General features: G+C 40.3%; 15 protein-coding genes. 10 read left to right on the top strand and 5 right to left on the bottom strand.

What is annotated here, in order from left to right:
- Positions 1–4 precede the first annotated feature (4 nt).
- On the bottom strand, positions 5–967 hold the full coding sequence (locus tag RE474_RS09365) for an NAD-dependent epimerase/dehydratase family protein (protein WP_309310113.1): 963 nt from the start codon (positions 965–967) through the stop codon (positions 5–7).
- A gap of 60 nt (positions 968–1027) precedes the next feature.
- Positions 1028–2440: a mannose-1-phosphate guanylyltransferase/mannose-6-phosphate isomerase gene (locus tag RE474_RS09360; protein WP_438861591.1), complete on the bottom strand. Its 1413-nt coding sequence runs from the start codon at positions 2438–2440 to the stop codon at positions 1028–1030.
- A 253-nt stretch (positions 2441–2693) separates the two neighbouring features.
- Between RE474_RS09360 and RE474_RS09355 the strand changes: the two genes are divergently transcribed.
- The 9 genes from RE474_RS09355 (at position 2694) to RE474_RS09315 (ending at position 15486) form a co-directional block, all read left to right on the top strand.
- On the top strand, positions 2694–3542 hold the full coding sequence (locus RE474_RS09355; protein WP_309310112.1) for a sulfide/dihydroorotate dehydrogenase-like FAD/NAD-binding protein: 849 nt from the start codon (positions 2694–2696) through the stop codon (positions 3540–3542).
- A complete protein-coding gene (gene gltA / locus RE474_RS09350) occupies positions 3542–4912 on the top strand; it encodes an NADPH-dependent glutamate synthase (RefSeq protein WP_309310111.1) in 1371 nt (456 codons plus the stop codon). The genes RE474_RS09355 and gltA overlap by 1 nt, the downstream gene beginning before the upstream one ends.
- Positions 4913–5055: 143 nt before the next feature.
- Positions 5056–7134: a phosphoadenosine phosphosulfate reductase domain-containing protein gene (locus tag RE474_RS09345; RefSeq protein ID WP_309310110.1), complete on the top strand. Its 2079-nt coding sequence runs from the start codon at positions 5056–5058 to the stop codon at positions 7132–7134.
- A gap of 124 nt (positions 7135–7258) precedes the next feature.
- Positions 7259–8356, top strand: coding sequence for an AI-2E family transporter (locus RE474_RS09340; RefSeq protein WP_309310109.1), 1098 nt, complete (start codon positions 7259–7261; stop codon positions 8354–8356).
- 94 nt (positions 8357–8450) lie between these two features.
- Positions 8451–10358, top strand: coding sequence for a threonine--tRNA ligase (locus RE474_RS09335; protein WP_309310108.1), 1908 nt, complete (start codon positions 8451–8453; stop codon positions 10356–10358).
- Between the two features lie 23 nt (positions 10359–10381).
- The gene (locus tag RE474_RS09330; RefSeq protein WP_309310107.1) at positions 10382–10684 is read left to right on the top strand and encodes an acylphosphatase; all 303 of its coding nucleotides are present in this window, start codon (positions 10382–10384) and stop codon (positions 10682–10684) included.
- Positions 10685–10778: 94 nt separating this feature from the next.
- Entirely contained in the window at positions 10779–11093 is a 315-nt protein-coding gene (locus RE474_RS09325) for an acylphosphatase (protein WP_309310106.1), read from the top strand.
- Positions 11094–11176: 83 nt separating this feature from the next.
- Positions 11177–12355, top strand: a complete 1179-nt coding sequence (thiI, locus tag RE474_RS09320) for a tRNA uracil 4-sulfurtransferase ThiI (protein WP_309310105.1) — start codon at positions 11177–11179, stop codon at positions 12353–12355.
- 467 nt (positions 12356–12822) lie between these two features.
- The gene (locus RE474_RS09315; RefSeq protein ID WP_309310104.1) at positions 12823–15486 is read left to right on the top strand and encodes a FlaD/FlaE family flagellar protein; all 2664 of its coding nucleotides are present in this window, start codon (positions 12823–12825) and stop codon (positions 15484–15486) included.
- A 100-nt stretch (positions 15487–15586) separates the two neighbouring features.
- Here RE474_RS09315 and RE474_RS09310 read toward each other — a convergent pair whose 3' ends face one another.
- The 3 genes from RE474_RS09310 to RE474_RS09300 all read right to left on the bottom strand — a co-directional run bounded on the left by RE474_RS09310 (position 15587) and on the right by RE474_RS09300 (position 16972).
- Positions 15587–16129 (bottom strand): hypothetical protein, encoded by a 543-nt coding sequence (locus RE474_RS09310; RefSeq protein WP_309310103.1) that lies wholly within the window; start codon positions 16127–16129, stop codon positions 15587–15589.
- Between the two features lie 124 nt (positions 16130–16253).
- Positions 16254–16739, bottom strand: a complete 486-nt coding sequence (locus tag RE474_RS09305; RefSeq protein ID WP_309310102.1) for a type IV pilin N-terminal domain-containing protein — start codon at positions 16737–16739, stop codon at positions 16254–16256.
- A 26-nt stretch (positions 16740–16765) separates the two neighbouring features.
- The gene (locus RE474_RS09300) at positions 16766–16972 is read right to left on the bottom strand and encodes a DUF5371 family protein (protein WP_091711067.1); all 207 of its coding nucleotides are present in this window, start codon (positions 16970–16972) and stop codon (positions 16766–16768) included.
- A 459-nt stretch (positions 16973–17431) separates the two neighbouring features.
- Here RE474_RS09300 and RE474_RS09295 point away from each other — a divergent pair, with 459 nt between their 5' ends.
- The gene (locus tag RE474_RS09295; RefSeq protein WP_309310101.1) at positions 17432–17710 is read left to right on the top strand and encodes an ACT domain-containing protein; all 279 of its coding nucleotides are present in this window, start codon (positions 17432–17434) and stop codon (positions 17708–17710) included.
- Positions 17711–17718 lie beyond the last annotated feature (8 nt).

The raw sequence follows: 17718 nt of genomic DNA, 5'->3' as shown, positions 1-17718 counted from the left end.
CTTTTTAGTCATGTATAAATGATTTCACAGTTTCTTTTACACTTCTTTTTGATGAATACTCAGGATTCCATCCCATATTTTTCAACTTATCAATTCCAAGCAACATCCTTGGTACATCGCCTTTCCATCCGCGTTTGCCGCCTGTATATGTGAAGTCGACATTCTGAAGTCCCATTTTCTCTACAACAATCTTCCCAATATCAGTGGTATTTATCGTATCCTCTGAACCAACATTGAATATATTAACAGATTTATTGCTGCTGTTTATAGCAAATATTATTGCCGTGACACATTCATTCACATGAAGATATGATTTAGATTGTCTACCATCACCAAGAATCTCAAGTTGATATGGATTGTCCTTTAGTTTCTGAATGAAATCTACAATGATCCCATGCGTGCTTCTTTCTCCTATAATATTCGCAAACCTAAATATCCAGGATTTGATGTCAAATGTATGTGAATAGGAGGTAATAAGTGCTTCACATGCAAGCTTTGATGCACCATAAAGCGATATTGGTATCAATGGACCATAGTTCTCAGGTGTGGGAATAATCTCTGCTTCACCGTAAACTGTTGATGTGGAAGTGAAAGCAATATTTTGTACATTGTTCTTGCGCATTGCTTCAAGCAGATTGTACGTTGCTGTGATGTTCTGTTCAAAGTGCACTTTTGTGTTAACTACTCCTAGCTTCACATCTGGATTTGCTGCAACATGAAATACAAAATCAATGTCATTACATGCCATGCTTATTTCGTCGGTTGCAAGTAAATCTCCATTTATGAACTCAAAATTAGGATTTCCGGTATGGTGTTCAATAAACTCCATGCGTCCCGAACTCAAGTTATCAAAAACTATGACTTTACACTCTTCTTTCATCAATATGTCCACAATATGACTACCGATGAATCCCGCACCGCCGGTGACAAGTATTTTTTTGTTCTTAAGTTTTGATTCAGTTTGCATTGTAATCTTCTAACGTCTTGATTTTATATAAATGAGGAAATTTGCTAAAGATGCAATCTTTTACTCTCTCCCATAATCATCGTCAAACCTGATAATATCATCCTCTCCTACATAGTCTCCTAGCTGTACCTCAATAATTTCAAGAGGCACTTTTCCTGGGTTAGATAATCTGTGTTTCATTCCTGCCTTGATGAAAGTACTCTCACCCTGTCTCAGGAAATATTGTTCACCATCCACCTGTACGCAAGCCATTCCCTTCACAACTACCCAGTGTTCACTTCTATGGTGATGTAATTGCAAACTCAACTTTTTCTGTGACAGAACAACTATGTTCTTTATCTTGTGCCTTTCAGAATCTTCCAGTATTGTGTATGATCCCCACGGCCTGTACACTGTCTGATGCAATTGTGCACGTTCATCTTTTCTATCTTTGAGTGAAGATACAACATCCTTTACTTTCTGGCTACTCTCTTTTGGGCAGACCAACAATGCGTCAGGAGTGTCCACAACGATTGTATCGTTAATATCAATAAGTGATACTACTTTGCCGTTTTTTGAATGAATTAAGTTGCCGGATGAATTAATTAGTACATTATCGCAATTTAATATGATATTATTGTTCTCATCTTTCTCAAATTCATCATGGATGGCTTTGAAACTGCCAAGGTCACTCCATCGTTCATCAAGCTTTATGACTGCAACCCGATTCGATTTTTCCATTATTCCGTAGTCAATAGAAATTGAGGGGATTTCCTCAAAAAGTTTTCCTATGTCCTCTATTTTATTGAATGCAGCATTGATCTCTGGAGCATATTTTTCAAGTTCTTCGAAAAAAATATCCGTGTCAAACAGGAATATTCCACTGTTCCAGAGGCACCCTTCTTTAATATACTTCTCAGCATTGAATATATCTGGTTTTTCTTTGAACTCCGATACCTTGAATCCATTTCCAATTGGATTTGCTGGTTTAATGTATCCGTAACCTGTATGTGGTGAAGTAGGTACTACTCCGAACGTCAGTAGATATTCAGAGGCAAGTTCCTCTACATTTTTGATAATTTCCATTGCTTTTTTATCCAATATATGGTCGGATGAAAATATGCCTACTGTAGACTTTCCAAAGCGTTGCTTTATCTCATGCATTCCAAAAGTGATTGCAGGAAGCGTGTTCTTTCCAACGGGTTCCAGAAGTATGTTTTCAGGTGGTATTTCATAGCCCAGTTCTTCTATCTGACCTATGACAAAGAATTTCTGCAATTCGTTTGTTACAATGAATATCTCTGTGATGTTTGATATCTCAAGACATCTGAGTACTGTGTCCTGAAATAAGGAGGTATCATTCAATTTCAGAAACTGTTTAGGATACATTTCACGACTAAGTGGCCAGAGGCGTGTTCCTGATCCACCAGCCAGTATCATTGATTTAACAATTATTCCTCCGTATGTGTCTATAAATGATGTGTGCTTGCCCATAAATGGACATACAAATATATAAACGAACTGCATTTATTTTGGAATCGCAATATGTTGCTCTTGAAATCGTTAGAAGTTCAAGGATTTATAGGCAATTCTATCAAACACAAATATTTAATTATTGCATGAATGTTTTTAGCATAAGGTTATTTTTATCATTTTTTAAATCATCTAATATCAATTCTTAAGTACTATTAACTTAATCATACCCCCAAAATCCTATTATTTCTAACATAACATATTACGTGATCACATGTCATATCAAATCATAGAGAAAAAAGAAATAGCATCATCAGTGCATATGATGAAGATCAAAGCACCGGATGTTGCCAAAGCCGCAAAGGCAGGCCAGTTTATCATTTTACGTATTGATGAGACCAGCGAAAGAGTCCCACTGACCATTGCTGATTTTGATGCAAATGAAGGAACAGTTACTATTATCTTCCAGGAAATGGGCAAGACAACAAAGCAGCTTGCAAAGATGTCAGCTTCAGATGAGCTTCAGGATTTTGTAGGTCCACTGGGAACTCCTGCAGATGTCAGGGAACTTGGAACTGTGATCCTTGTAGGTGGTGGAGTAGGAATTGCTCCGGTATATCCACAGGTAAAAGCATACCGTGAGGCAGGCAACAAAGTAATCTCCGTAATCGGTGCAAGGAACGAGAGCCTTCTGATTCTCGAGGATGAGATGAGAGCAGCTTCAAATGAACTCCATGTTGCAACAGATGATGGTTCAAAAGGTCACCACGGTTTTGTTACAGATGTCGTCAAGAATATCCTTGACAGCGGTGAAAAGGTTGCAAGAATCGTGGTCATTGGTCCTCCAATTCTCATGAAGGTAGCAGCAGGTATGACTGAGCCTTATGGCGTTGAGACAATTGTAAGTCTTAATCCTATCATGATCGACGGAACCGGTATGTGTGGCGGATGCAGAGTATCCGTTGGCGGTGAGACAAAGTTCGCATGCGTTGACGGTCCGGAATTCGATGCTCACAAGGTTGACTTCAATTTGCTAATGAGTCGTCTGGCACTATACAGAAGTGAGGAATCAAAGTGTCAGGAGAATCACGATCACAAATGTACCTGCAGGGGTGAGAACTAATGACAGACAGGCAGGCAATGCCATTGCAGGATCCTAAGGAAAGAGCGAAGAACTTCGATGAAGTTGCACTTGGTTACACCGATGAAATGGCTCTTGCAGAAGCTTCCAGGTGCCTTGAATGTAAGAATCCGAAATGTGTAGACGGATGTCCTGTAAATATTGATATTCCCGGATTCATAGCTCACATAAAGGCTGAGGATTTTGACGGTGCTATTGAAACCATTAAACTTACCAATGCGCTTCCTGCCGTATGTGGACGTGTGTGCCCTCAGGAAGTCCAGTGCGAGGAATTGTGCGTACTGGCAAAGAAGGGAAAACCAGTTGCAATTGGCAGACTTGAGCGTTTCTGTGCTGATTACGAAAGAAAGAAAGGTGTAACTCCACCAGTTCGCCCGGAATCAACAGGAAAGAAGGTTGCTGTCATCGGTGCAGGTCCGGCAGGACTTACAGCAGCAGCAGATCTGGCAAAAGAAGGCCACGAAATTACAATATTTGAATCACTTCACGACACTGGTGGTGTGCTGACTTACGGAATTCCAGAATTCAGGCTTCCAAAGGCAATTGTAAAGGAAGAGGTAGAGTACATTAAACAGCTTGGTGTCGATGTCAAGGTTGACTATGTTATCGGTAAGATAAAGACTCTTGATGAGCTCAGGAATGAGTACGATGCTGTTTTCCTTGGAACCGGTGCAGGACTCCCAAAGTTCATGGGCATTGAGGGAGAGAACCTTAATGGTGTTTATTCCGCAAACGAGTTCCTCACAAGAGTTAACCTGATGAAAGCATACCAGTTCCCTGACTATGACACTCCTATCAAGAGAGGTAAGAATGTCATCGTAGTGGGTGGCGGTAATGTTGCTATGGATGCTGCAAGAAGTGCACTCCGTCTTGGTGCAGATGAAGTAAGCATAGTCTATCGCCGTGGTGAGGATGAACTTCCTGCAAGAAAGGAAGAAATAGAGAATGCAAAAGAAGAGGGCATTGTCTTCAGACTTCTGACCAATCCTACAAGGATACTTGAGGGTGAGAACATGACTGTCAATGGCGTGGAATGCATAAAGATGGAACTTGGCGAGCCTGATGAGTCAGGTCGCAGAAGTCCGGTTGCAGTAGAAGGTTCTGAGCATGTGATACCTGCCGACATCGTTATCATTGCCATTGGAACTTCTCCAAACCCGATGATATTCTCCGGTTCAGAGGGACTTGATACTAATTCCAGAGGAACTATTATAGTTGATGAATCCGGCAAGACATCACTTGATAATGTCTATGCAGGTGGCGATGCTGTCACAGGTGCTGCAACAGTCATCAGTGCAATGGGTGCCGGAAAGGTTGCTGCAAAGGCAATCAATGAGTATCTCAGCAACTGAGGCTATTATTTGTAACTCGATTATCCGGTTTTAACCGGATTTTCTTCATTTTTAGCCATTTTTATTCATTTCAGTCATATTCCTGTAATTATCTTCATTTTCAGTTTCTTTCCCGGACAGTTTTTTAAGCTGGTGAGCGCTACATGGTATCAATGAAAAAAGGCAAATCCTCTTCCAGCAGTTCTGGAAAATCCAGCAGACAAAGTAGTTCTGCCGGTAAGTCACACATGAGAAGTGCAGGTTCACTCTCATCCGGATACAGGAAGTCTTCCAGTCATTCACAAAAACAGGATAGAGGAGCAAGCCACAGTAAAAATGTTCAAAAGTATGCCAGTAATGAGAAAGATTACATTTTCTGGTGTCAGAAATGCAATGCACCACTAATAGAAAAGGAATGTAGCATTTGCGGTGGCGATGGTACAAAGATAGATCTGTCACAACCAGCAGATGTGAGGTTTTGTTCCACCCATGAAAGGGAAGTTCTCCACGATGCCCTGATTGCAGAATTCAGAGCTGATCCTCTGGGTGACAGAATAATCCTTCTGAACAAAATACCAGGAGATGACAAGACCGATGAGGTTATTGTTGATGCTTTTGTGTTCGGTATTCTTCGTTTTGACATGCAAAAGCTGGATTATGTATTTGAGCCTTCTGTATTAGGTGCCCACATACTTCTTGAGAGCACAGAAAAGAAAACCGTAATTCTGAAAAAGAACTCCAGACATCTTAATGGTAAGAAGGTCAGTTACGATATGGTTGAATCCATGTCTGATGATATCAGGGTAAATGATATTGTCCTGATAAAGTCAGGTAATCTTACAGGGTTTGGGGTAGCTTTATGCGATGCAAAAAAAGCACCAACTTTTGCTGGCCCTGTGCTAAGGGTCAGAAAAGTAGACTCGCAACACGCCTCATTGAATCAAAAAGTTCCAACCATGGATGATGTGGTGGCTGCAAATGTTCCTCACATACGCAATCTTGGCAGGAATGCAATGAATACCATAAAGGGAATTGCAAACCAGAAAGAGTACAAAGATCTCCCGGTTAATGTCTCATTCAGTGGTGGAAAGGACAGTCTTGTTGTGCTTGATCTTACTGTGAGTGCACTGAAGAATCAGGTTGACAGGGAAATCCATGCGTTTTTCCTCAATACTGGTATCGAGTTTCCTGAAACAGTGGAATTTGCCCGTAACTTCTGCAAAGACAGTAACATTGAGCTAATAGAAAAGAAAGCATCTTCTGATTTTTGGGATAACGTAGAGGCATTCGGTCCTCCTGCAAAGGATTTTCGCTGGTGCTGTAAGATATGTAAACTTGCACCTGCAAACGAAGCAATAGAAGAATGCCTGGCAAAAGCTCCTACATGTATAACAGTTGACGGGAAACGCAGGTATGAGTCGTTCTCAAGGGCACGCATCTCTACTAGTGAGAACAATCCATTTGTACCCGGGCAGCTCAATATTTTCCCAATAAAGGACTGGAAAGCGATAGAGGTCTGGCTTTACATTTACTGGAGAAAACTAGACTATAATCCTCTTTACGATTTAGGTTTTGAAAGAGTTGGCTGTTATCTTTGCCCGGCAGCCCTTTCAGCAGAATACCAGCGTTTGAAGGACTTACACCCCGAGTTACATGAAAAGTGGGAAGGATTCCTTATGCAATGGGCAAAGAAGAACGGTCTGTCAGATCCATTTATAGAACACGGTCTCTGGAGGTGGAAGGAACTTCCCCCCAAGATGGTCAAACTCTGTGAAGAAATGGGTATATCTGCCTGTGCAACGACAGCAGAATCAGAATTCAGTATTAGCATCACATCAGGTATATCTCCATGCAAGGCAGGAGGTTATACTATTGAAGCATCTATCCGTGGTTTTTCCATGAAGAAAACCCAGGACGTAATGAACATAATGGGAGAAAACGTATTTTCAGAGGAGCTTGGTCTTCTCATGGTCCGGGGGAAAACTTCAACGATAAAGATATTCTCGTCAGGTAATGTTGTTGTGAACTCAGATGACAAATCTTCAGCAGATTCAATTTTTGCAGAAACCTCGCGTCAGTTATTGAAAGCTCACAGGTGTACAGGATGTGGGATATGTATCAAAGCCTGTCCTATGAATGCGATTTCAATAGAGAATCGTCATGTATGTATAAATGAAAGCTGCACACATTGCGGTAAATGTACTGATTCCTGTGTTGTTCTAAGATATAAAAACAAGCTGTGATGAATCTTACACAAATTTTTCAATGGTCCGATAAATTCATGTATTGAAATTATAGGGATTATAGGGATGAATTATTAATAGCTTAAATATTATATAAACAAACAAGAATCTTTGAAGGGTAAAAATGGTTAATAACGAAGATGGAATTTCCCGTATTATTGCTGCAAAATGGAAAATAGCTTCCTTCGTAGTAGTTTTGCTTCTTTTTCTCCTGTTTTGCTATATACTATTTCCTCTTGCCGATGGTATTGTGCTTGGTCTTGTATTTGCCTATATAGCACGTCCGATCTTCATGAAACTCAGACGTTTCAGACGGGTAGGTGCTCTCATAGCAACACTATGTATCGTCGTTCCTGTAATATTCATTATTGGATCCGGTATGGTGGAGATATTTCGCCAGATCGTATGGGTATTTGAGAACCAGTCTTATGTAATGAACACAAGTCTTGACATTTTAAGATCCATCGATATCCCCGCCAGATATAGTAATGATGTGCAGCAAATGGTGTGGGACCTCTCCACATCTATCCTTCCATTACTTGGTAGAATAGGACTCATTTCCTATGCCCGTAACCTGATGATGTTCAGTATCAATCTTTTCCTGGCCATATTCCTGTGCTATTTCCTGCTGGCAGATGGCGATGGACTCTACAGGGCCGTATATAAGGTAGTTCCTTCCAGACATGAACAAGATTTTGAATGTTTTGCGTTGCATCTTGATGTGATACTGCAGGGAATTTTTGTAGGAAACGCTTCAGCAGCATTAATTGTCAGTGTCCTGTCTTTGATTGTGTTCTATGCATTTGGTTTAACTCATATACTGGCGCTTTCAGCGCTTATATTCGTGGCATCGGTAATTCCGATGTTTGCGGGTTATATGGTTCTACTTATGCTATCTGTTTATCGATATATGCAACAGGGACTTGAAAGTGCTGCCGTGTTCTTTATTGTTTCATCCATTGTGATTTATGCACCACCAGAACTTGTCCTGCGTCCATATCTTGCAAGTATAAAATCCCAGATCCATCCTTTCCTTATTCTTCTGGCTTTCCTGGGTGGTGGTTTTGTAGGAGGCGTTGCAGGTTTCTTCCTGGCTCCTATAGTACTTGGTGCAGTCATTGCAGCATACCGGGTGTATGTAAATGACAATACTGCTATCTGCTCACAGATGAACATGTCAATCTGCAAGGATGATGCTGAATCCAAAGGCGTAAATGAATAGGATTTTGATACTTCCTTGTTTCTGTTTTTTCATGAATTGAAAAAGGTTAATAAGGATTGGTCTAATAAGGTAGCAGAATCTTAAAGGTGATTTTATGCAGTTATTACTCATTCATTCTGATTATATTGAATATGAAGTGAAAAAGAGCACTCCTGTTGCTGAAAAAATCGAAGATTCCTTTAAACAGGGAAGACTTGAGGAGGCTCTTACAGCTTTCATAGCAGTTGAAAAGGTCGACGAGGCAAATGTGGAAGGTGCCATCTCCAAAGCTGTGGAAGAGATTAAGAGTGTAGCTACACAGGTGAAGGCTGAGAATATTATGGTTTACCCGTATGCTCATCTCAGTTCAGACCTTTCTTCTCCAAAAGCAGGCGTTGCGGTTCTTAAAGGTATCGAAGCTGCACTTTCAGATGATTATACTGTAAAGAGGGCACCATTTGGCTGGTACAAGGCATTCAAGATCAGCTGTAAAGGACATCCACTTTCCGAGCTGTCACGTTCTATTGTTCCAGATGAATCAACTGGTGCAGAGTCTTCAGCCTGCGGTGAAGTGGTAAAGGAGGAAGTTGTCTCTGAAGCACTCAAAGCAGAAAGCACTGCCAAATCTTACTGGCATGTCCTCACACCAGATGGTGGGCTTCATGATGCAGCAACCTTTGATTTCACAGGTCATGATAATCTTGGAAAGTTTGTGGACTATGAGATTTCCAAGAAGAGGGCTGTTGAAAAGGCTCCACCACACGTAGAGCTCATGCGCAGGCTGGAACTGGCAGACTATGAGCCAGGGTCAGATTCCGGTAACATGCGTTACTATCCAAAAGGACGCCTTATGAAATCACTCCTTGAGAACTATGTACTCGAAGAAACTTCAAAGGTTGGTGCAATGGAGGTAGAAACACCTCTGATGTACGATATGAATCACCCAACCCTGAAGAAATATCTTGACAGGTTCCCTGCACGTCAGTATTCAATTGAATCTGACAAGAGGCAGATGTTTTTGAGATTCGCCGCATGTTTCGGTCAGTTCCTTATGAACCACGACATGACCATTTCCTACAAGAACCTGCCACTTAAGATGGTCGAGATGACCAGGTACAGTTTCAGGAAGGAACAGCGTGGTGAACTCGTAGGTCTTAGAAGGCTCAGGGCTTTCACAATGCCAGATATGCACAGTCTTTGTGCCGATATGGAAGGTGCAATAGACCAGTTCGGCAAGCAGTACAACATGTGTATCGCTGTACTTGACAAGATAGGCATCAAGGTAGATGACTTCGAGGTTGCTATCAGGTTTACCAGGGATTTCTATAATGAGAACAAGGATTTCATCACACAACTCGCAAAGACCGTGGACAAACCGGTACTTGTTGAGATGTGGGACACCCGTTTCTTCTATTTCGTGCTTAAGTTCGAGTTCAACTTCGTTGATGCTCTTGCAAAGGCAAGTGCACTCTCAACCGTACAGATAGATGTTGAGAATGCTGAAAGGTATGACATTAATTACATCGACTCAGATGGAAGTGCCAACAGGCCGGTAATTCTTCACTGCTCACCAAGCGGTGCAATAGAGCGCTGTATCTATGGTCTTCTTGAGAAAGAGGCTATGAAGGCTGAAGAAGGTGGAGTTCCAATGCTTCCACTCTGGCTCTCCCCAACTCAGGTAAGAGTTCTCCCAATAGCTGACAAACATATGGATTATGCCATGCAGGTTGCCGATAAACTTAACTGCCGTGTTGATATCGATGACAGAGAAGATACAGTCGGTAAGAAGATACGTGAGGCAGGCCGCGAATGGATCCCATACGTTGTTGTTGTCGGTGACAGCGAAGTTGAGAGCGGAACTGTTAATGTGACCATTCGTGCAGAATCAGAGCCAAAGAAGCCGATGAAGGTTGAAATGACTCTAGAAGAGCTCAATGCAAGGATTGCCGCAGAAACTGAAGGCATGCCATACAAGGGCCTTTGCCTTTCAAAGATGCTTTCACAGAGGCCAAAATTCTTATAAGGCCGTTCTGCAAATTAAAGTGTATGCAGGATAACTTGTCCAACGCAGAGGATATTTCCTCTGCAATAATAGTTGTTACGGGAAGAGTTCAGGGAGTTTATTTCCGCAGGTTCACTGTGGACAACGCACAAAAACTCGGGCTTGTCGGGTTTGCCAGGAACCTGCCTGATGGAAGGGTTGAGGTCTTTGCAGAAGGTAAAACAACCTCTATTCAGAAACTAATTGATTTTCTTCACATAGGTCCGGCTCTTGCAAATGTGGAGGATGTTAGTGTTGAGTGGTCAGAACCTGCAGGCGAGTGTACTGATTTCTCAATAAAGCGCTAGATTTCTCTATTTTCTTCATTTCATCTTTTTTGTTTTATTTCCTTAGATTTTCCTGTTCAAAAATATTATATTCTTACTACTCGTATCTGTCTTCATGTCAGATGAGACAAACTCTGAAAACTTATCCGCTGCAACGATTCTGGTAAAGCTCAGAAGCCCAAAAGGTGATTTTCATGAATATGCATCCAAAATTGCCAGCCAACGATCTTTAAAAGGTTATTCTCAGGATATATCTGATGGCCTGTACAAGGTAGTTGTAGAGGGGGAAAAATCTTCTATACAGGCACTGATAGGGTATATGGAAATGAACAAGACATTTGATAAATCAGATACTGTAGCAGTCGATGATGTTATTGTTTCCTGGTCATCTTATTCTTCAACTTATTCTGACTTTAGCGTCAAGGAATAATTAAGAAATATCATATTCATAAGATGTATTCAATAATTGCCGTTTCCGATTACCTTTAATAGTCTTAAGTTGATTGCTTACCAATGGAAAACATTATCATTGTAAGATATGGCGAACTTGCATTAAAGAGCACAGGTGTTCGTAACTGGTATGAGAAAACCCTTGTAAGGAACATATCTGCGATGCTGGATCATCGTGGCATTCCTTATTCCGGTATTACCCGTGAATGGGGCAGGATATTCGTTAAAAGTGATGATGTAATGGCTGCAAAAGCAGCAGCAGATGTTTTCGGAGTTGTTTCCACATCATTTGCGCAGGTAACTGATGCTACCATAAAAGCAGCAGGGATTTTATGTGCAGAGATTGCCGACGGTTATATCTCAGAAGGGCAGTCCTTTGCAATAAGGTCAAGACGCACAGGCAATCACTCATTCTCATCACGTGATATTGGGATGAAATGTGGGGATGCTGTCTGGCAGATGCTTGAATCAAAAGGATTCACGCCTTCCGTTGATCTCACAAATCCGGACAGGGAAATATTTGTGGAAATGCGTCAGAGCAAGTCTTATGTATTCACAGAGACTGTGGAAGGTGTCGGGGGTCTGCCACTGGGTACCCAGGGAAAGATGATCTCACTTGTATCTGGTGGTATCGATTCACCTGTGGCTACATGGCTGATGATGAAACGTGGGATCGAGGTAATTCCGGTTTACTGTAATAACACTCCTTTCAATGACGATCGTGCACATAACCGTACAATGGATTGTCTCAAAGCTCTTCAGGAATGGTGCCCTGGTCATCCGTTCAAGGTATATGAAGTCCCTCATGGTGCGAATCTTCAGTCTTTCATAGATAATTGTTCCAAGAACAAGACATGTCTGTTGTGTAAACGTACAATGTACAGGATTGCCTTGAAGATCATGAAAAAGGAAGATGCAGCAGGAATTATTACCGGGTCATCTATAGGTCAGGTTGCCTCGCAGACGACTTCCAATATGTATGCCGAACTTTACGGACTTTGTGTCCCTCTGTATCATCCATTGATAGCTTTTGATAAGAATGAGATAATTGACATCGCCAGAAAAATAGGGACTTATGACATCTCTATTCGCGAAGCAGGTGGATGTGGAGCTGTACCTGTACATCCTGAAGTGAAAGCAGCAATGGATTCAATGATTGTTGAGGAAGCTAAGATTCCTATAGAAAATCTTGTGGATGCTTCTGTAGAAAATGCCCGTATATCCAGGATTGGTAACGAGTAGTTATACTATGTAGGATGATTGCACTTTTGCGTTTATTTGTGCGCCTTTTGCACAAATATATTTTTACATATTTTACTTTTAATTACTATATTTTTATTATTATTGATTAACAGCTTAGTGATTTCATCATGCCATCATAATTGTGTTCATTTTTGGAAGTAGTGCAAAATACTTATATACTATTGTTAACAATGCACACTTAGGCGCACAAACTCACAGCAAAGTGAATTTTTAGCACAAATTTCATCCTTTATCTCTCGTCCATTCCCTCAATTATTCCCGTGCGCCTAAACTCTTTTTAGCATCAGTTTACGTTGAATTTCTTATGATATTTTCATTATCATTTGTAATGTTTTAAAATATCTCGAACTTTTCTTTTTTAGCCAAGAGTAACTCTTATATAAATATCCTGCATATAATAATCCCGTAATTATAATAATATCAATACTTCTTATCAGTTGGTTTTTATGAGTGAACTTCCATGGGAGAATAAAAAGATAGCAGAGATTATGTCTTCTGTTGAAGATGAGCAATCTTCTGTGAACGCATCCGGCGAAAAAAAGAAATCTGCACCACCGATTCCCGACATACTGGCAAATGCTTTTGCCGACATACCAATGGAAGAGGCAAAAATAGAGGTATCTGAGGAAAATCCATCCTCAACAAAGGCAGGGGCACTACAAACAGCTTTTCCTTCATTTGGTGATCTTCCTGACCTTTCGGTATTAGGTAGCACTCCTCCAAATGCTCCTTTTTCAGAGGAAAAAGAAGCTCCCCTGGAGATGCCGCCATTTATGAACTCACCACCAAATACAGATGAGTTAGATATAGTCTCACCTTTGGACCAATCATCTGGATCCTCGCCTGTTATGGAAATTCCTGCAAAGAAAAGATCACCTCCTCCATTATTTGAACCTTTTATCAACTCAGACGAACCATCCGGACTATCTTCTCCTGAAATAGGGGAATCCTTACCTTTTGTTCCTGAATCAAATCAGTCCCAATCATTTGCTTCACAGGTACAGACTCCACTGTTTCCAAAGCCTGATCACTTTCCCTCTGCTGGTTCTGTAGAATTCAATCCCTTTGAATCCACTCCTGTCAATGTTCCATCTGCTGATCCTTTTGCTCCTGCAGGTGTCCCTGTAGAATCCAATCCCTTTGAGTCCACTTCTAGGGATGTTCCACCTGGCAATCTTTTTTCTTCCGCTGGTGGTCCGGTAGAATCTAATCCCTTCGCATCTAGTCCTGGTGCTGTTCCTCCAGCTGATCCTTTTGCTTCAGCCGGCAGCCCGGTAGCATCCAATCCTTTTGAACCAACTCCTGGAGTTTTTCAGTCTCAAAATCCATTTGGTGATCAAGTTGCTTCTGATGCAGGGTCATTTGAAAAGAATACACCTTCACAAAAGCTTCCTGTTAAATTGCCAATTGATATGGGTTCATTTAAGAAAAACCTGGAAGGCATCTCTGGCATCACAAGAGGTTTCCTCAAAAATCTGACTAAAGGCAAAAGTCTTATTGAGCGGATGGAAGACATGCGGGGGGAAGTGGATATTGCAGAGTCTTTAAGAGACACTGCCGAATCAAAACCGGAAATTACTTCGAGTGCTTCCCCATTTGATGCTAATCCCTTTGAATCCTCGGAAAATAATGTTGATTCTAGTCCGTTCTCTTCTCCTTTTGCTGAGAACGAAAAGGTTGTTGAGGAAAATGCCAAAGTATCCGTGGATCCTTTCATAGAAAATAAAGATGATGGGACAGTTAGTTCTATACGCCAGGTAACTCCTATTGAGAATCCAATTATGGAAATGAAAGAGGAATATCTACTTGATAGTGATGATTTTGGTAATGATGATTCAATTGGTGCATTTACAATGGCTTCTTTTCCTGATAATATGCCAAAATCTGATAAGCGATTTATATTGGAACATAATCAAGATTCATTATCTGAAGAAACAGAACCTGAAGTTGAAGCTTGTATTGAAAATGAAGTTTCAGATGTGTCTGAAAGTATGAGTGTACAGGAAAAGACGTCTTCCACATCAGGTATGGAACTCTCAAAAAAGGTGTTCACCAAAGAGTTGAAGGAGATAAAGTCAACTACTGATAAGAAGTTTGAAAATCTTGAAGGTGACCTTGGTGGACTGAAAACGAGTCTGAATGATATGAACCTTCAATTCTCCTCTATGCATTCTGAAGTTGAAGATTTTTCAAACCGAATCTCAGAGATTACTGAATCTGTAGCTTCCGCTGTAAATTCAAGTGAAAATATTCTCTCCCAAACCAATTCCCGTTTTGATCTTGTTGACGGTAAAGTTTCACAGGTTGAAACCAGGATTTCTGAATTTGATTCTTCAATCGGTATGTTGAATTCTGATACTGCTTCAATGAAAACTAATATGTCACAAATAGAAGAGAACATATCTGAACTTGTTGGTTCTTATATGGCCCTTCTTGCTCAGTTGCATGAGTCATTGCAGGAGAACGAATCAAAATTTGCGATCCTGACTGAATTGTCATCTAAGATCGATTCATTTGGACCAAGAGTTGAGCTTATCGAAAAGATGCAGGAAGAATCAAGATCTACATCAAAAGAATTTTCACGTTCGATATCATCAATGGTTGATAATCTTGGAAAGGTATCTTCAGAGTTCCAGGAATTCAGGGAAGAATCCGAGCAGAAAAATACTGCTGTTCTGGAAAAGATCGATTCACTCACAGAATATATGGAAAGTGAATTAAAGAAACTTGGTGCAAGAAGTTATAAGGGATTCGGACAGAATGTTCACCTTTCCAATATCGTTAAAAATTCCAGTAACATGAAGCTCTGTATGGAGTGGCTTGAGTTTTTGATGGAACTTGTTGGTCGCAACAACCTTCCTGATATATTGTCGTATTATGAAGAGCTTGGCTGGATCACTGAGAAAGTAAGGATGGAGCTTCTTCATTATGCCGAAGGTATCGATTTCTATATGGAGAAACCTGACTGGAAGCTCACTCCCGATGACCATGTAAAATCTATCTGGTTCATCGAAAGCCTTGCAGGTATGAAAGTTGATAAGAACAGACTTTCTGTAATAGAAAGGGATATCGAGAAAGTTAAGAAAGGTTCTGAGATATACGGAATATAACTATTTTTTGTATATCCGTATAAAAAAGAATATGTTGTAGTATTTTACTACAACTTATTTTATTTGATCAATTTTGATCATACTATTTTTAATTACTATATTACTCTGCCATCTCTAAGGTTGCATAAACCAGGAATACTGCGCTTATAGGTGCAGTAATAAGTACTCCTATTCCAAGAAGTAAAATGCCGATCACGTTGAGTACGAGCGTTATAACATAAACAATAATACTTTCTACCGGGGCAGCTTTCACAATTTCGACACTTTCTGTAATTGCTTCAATTCCACTGTTTGTCCCTTTTATAGCAAGCAATGGCATTGAAAACATGAAGAGTATTCCTACTATGGTGCTGAGTATTGATGCTATCTCTCCAAGCACTCCTGCAATAACCAGATATATGATCATAAATGTCCAGCTTCTGATTATATTATCCTTTTTGAATCCTTCAAAGACATCGCCAATTTCTATTGCTCCTCCTCTTGCACCCTTTACAGCCATCGAGGTAAATCCATAAAACAGAGGTGCCATAGTAACAATAAAAACAGATCCAATTACAGTTATCAAAAGACCAACAATAAATGTAACAATGTTTTCTTTAACCACATTCCATGAATTCTTTAATGATGATTCATAGTCCAACATACCACATCCTGAATATAATTATTTACAATGACGTGTGATTTAGAAAGTATATATAATTATCTATATATGGTTGCAAAATCAAAAAATAAAAAAGATGACGCAAGATGCGTCATTAAGTTTGTGTTTAGAACCTGACGCTCAGGTCAGCAATCATCTGCTGGCTTCCGACATCAATGATGGTTATATCAACAGTCTCGGTTGAATTGCCAATGTTTGCGGCAGCGTTTGTACCAGCTGTTGTGTTTGCAACTGTATAAGTGCCGTTACCATATGTCCCAATGTAGAGACGGTCTCCTGCAGTGAAGTAGTCCTGCACGTCGCCATATATTGCTCCTGTTCCACCAACACTAAACTTGGTAGCTGATGTTGTAAGTGTAACTTCGTCTCCGCCCTGATGTTCAAGCTGAACGATTGAATAATCATTAGCTCCTACCGTTACTTCAGTTGCACTTGCTCTAATACTTGCCTGTGGTGCCTGTTCTGGTGGTCCCATGCCGAATACGAATGCTGCAATAACTGCAGCAAGGATTACAGTGATTGCGACCATCAGGATAACACCGATGACCGGGGATACTGCATCCTCATTTAAGAATTGGTTTGCTTTGCTCATTAGTTGTTCCTCTCTTGTTCAGAAATCTATACTTTTTTCTGCTTTTTTTTCTGGACTACTTTTTCAAGTTTCTTGGTCCACATTTTATCATCGAGGTCGGTGTATTCGCACTCGAGATAATGTTGCACCGCCATACTCAAGGCTTCTTTTGTTGACGACTCATTACATTTCTTCTTTAAAGCCGCCAGTTCATCTTCCGTGAGTACAGTTTGTGCGTGTACAATTTTAACCATTGTATCTCCTGATTGTTTGAATCATCTGATGAACTTAGCCGTTCAAACCATCATCATAATAATCATGATGAAATTTGTATATAAACTTTGTTACCTGCTCAAAAGCGTTTTCAGGGGTTATCTGACTTTTACGTAGGCTATTATATATTTAAGAAAATATATTCTTTTTGGGAATATTATGTGCCTGCATCACTCAAAATTTTCCATCATGTCTGTATTTGACTAACTTTTGTTTGTACAAAGCTGGCAAAGCGCTCAGGATGATTTTTATTTGTTATAGTAATTAAAGAAGATTTAGCCACTGGCAAATATACTTTTTCATTGAATTAATATTGTACTTTTTTCAGGCGATGTTTTTTCACCGGCAAAGTCAAAATAGCATTTCATATATTATGCTACTTTATAATTAGTCAATCACTTTAAACTCCATTCAAAAAACCATATATAGAAGGAAAATTCATGTCATCCAGTCGTTTTATAATTACTGTTATTGGTATCGATAAAGTTGGTATCGTTGCGGGTATCACGCAGACTATGGCAGAGTACAATGTCAATATAGTTGACATAAGCCAGACAATTATGGATGACCTGTTCACCATGATTATGTTAGCGCAAATAACCGAAGAGAACTTTGACCTTTCAGCTTTCCAGCAGGCAATGTCTGAAAAAGGCACTGCCCTGGGTGTGGAAGTTAAGGTTCAGCATGAAGATGCTTTCCGTTTTATGCACAGGATCTGAGGTGCTTC

The sequence above is a fragment of the Methanolobus sediminis genome (assembly GCF_031312595.1).
In the GTDB taxonomy this organism is placed as follows: Archaea; Halobacteriota; Methanosarcinia; order Methanosarcinales; family Methanosarcinaceae; genus Methanolobus; species Methanolobus sediminis.
Note: the sequence above shows the minus strand (reverse complement) of the source record. Positions and strands in the feature narration are given on the sequence as shown.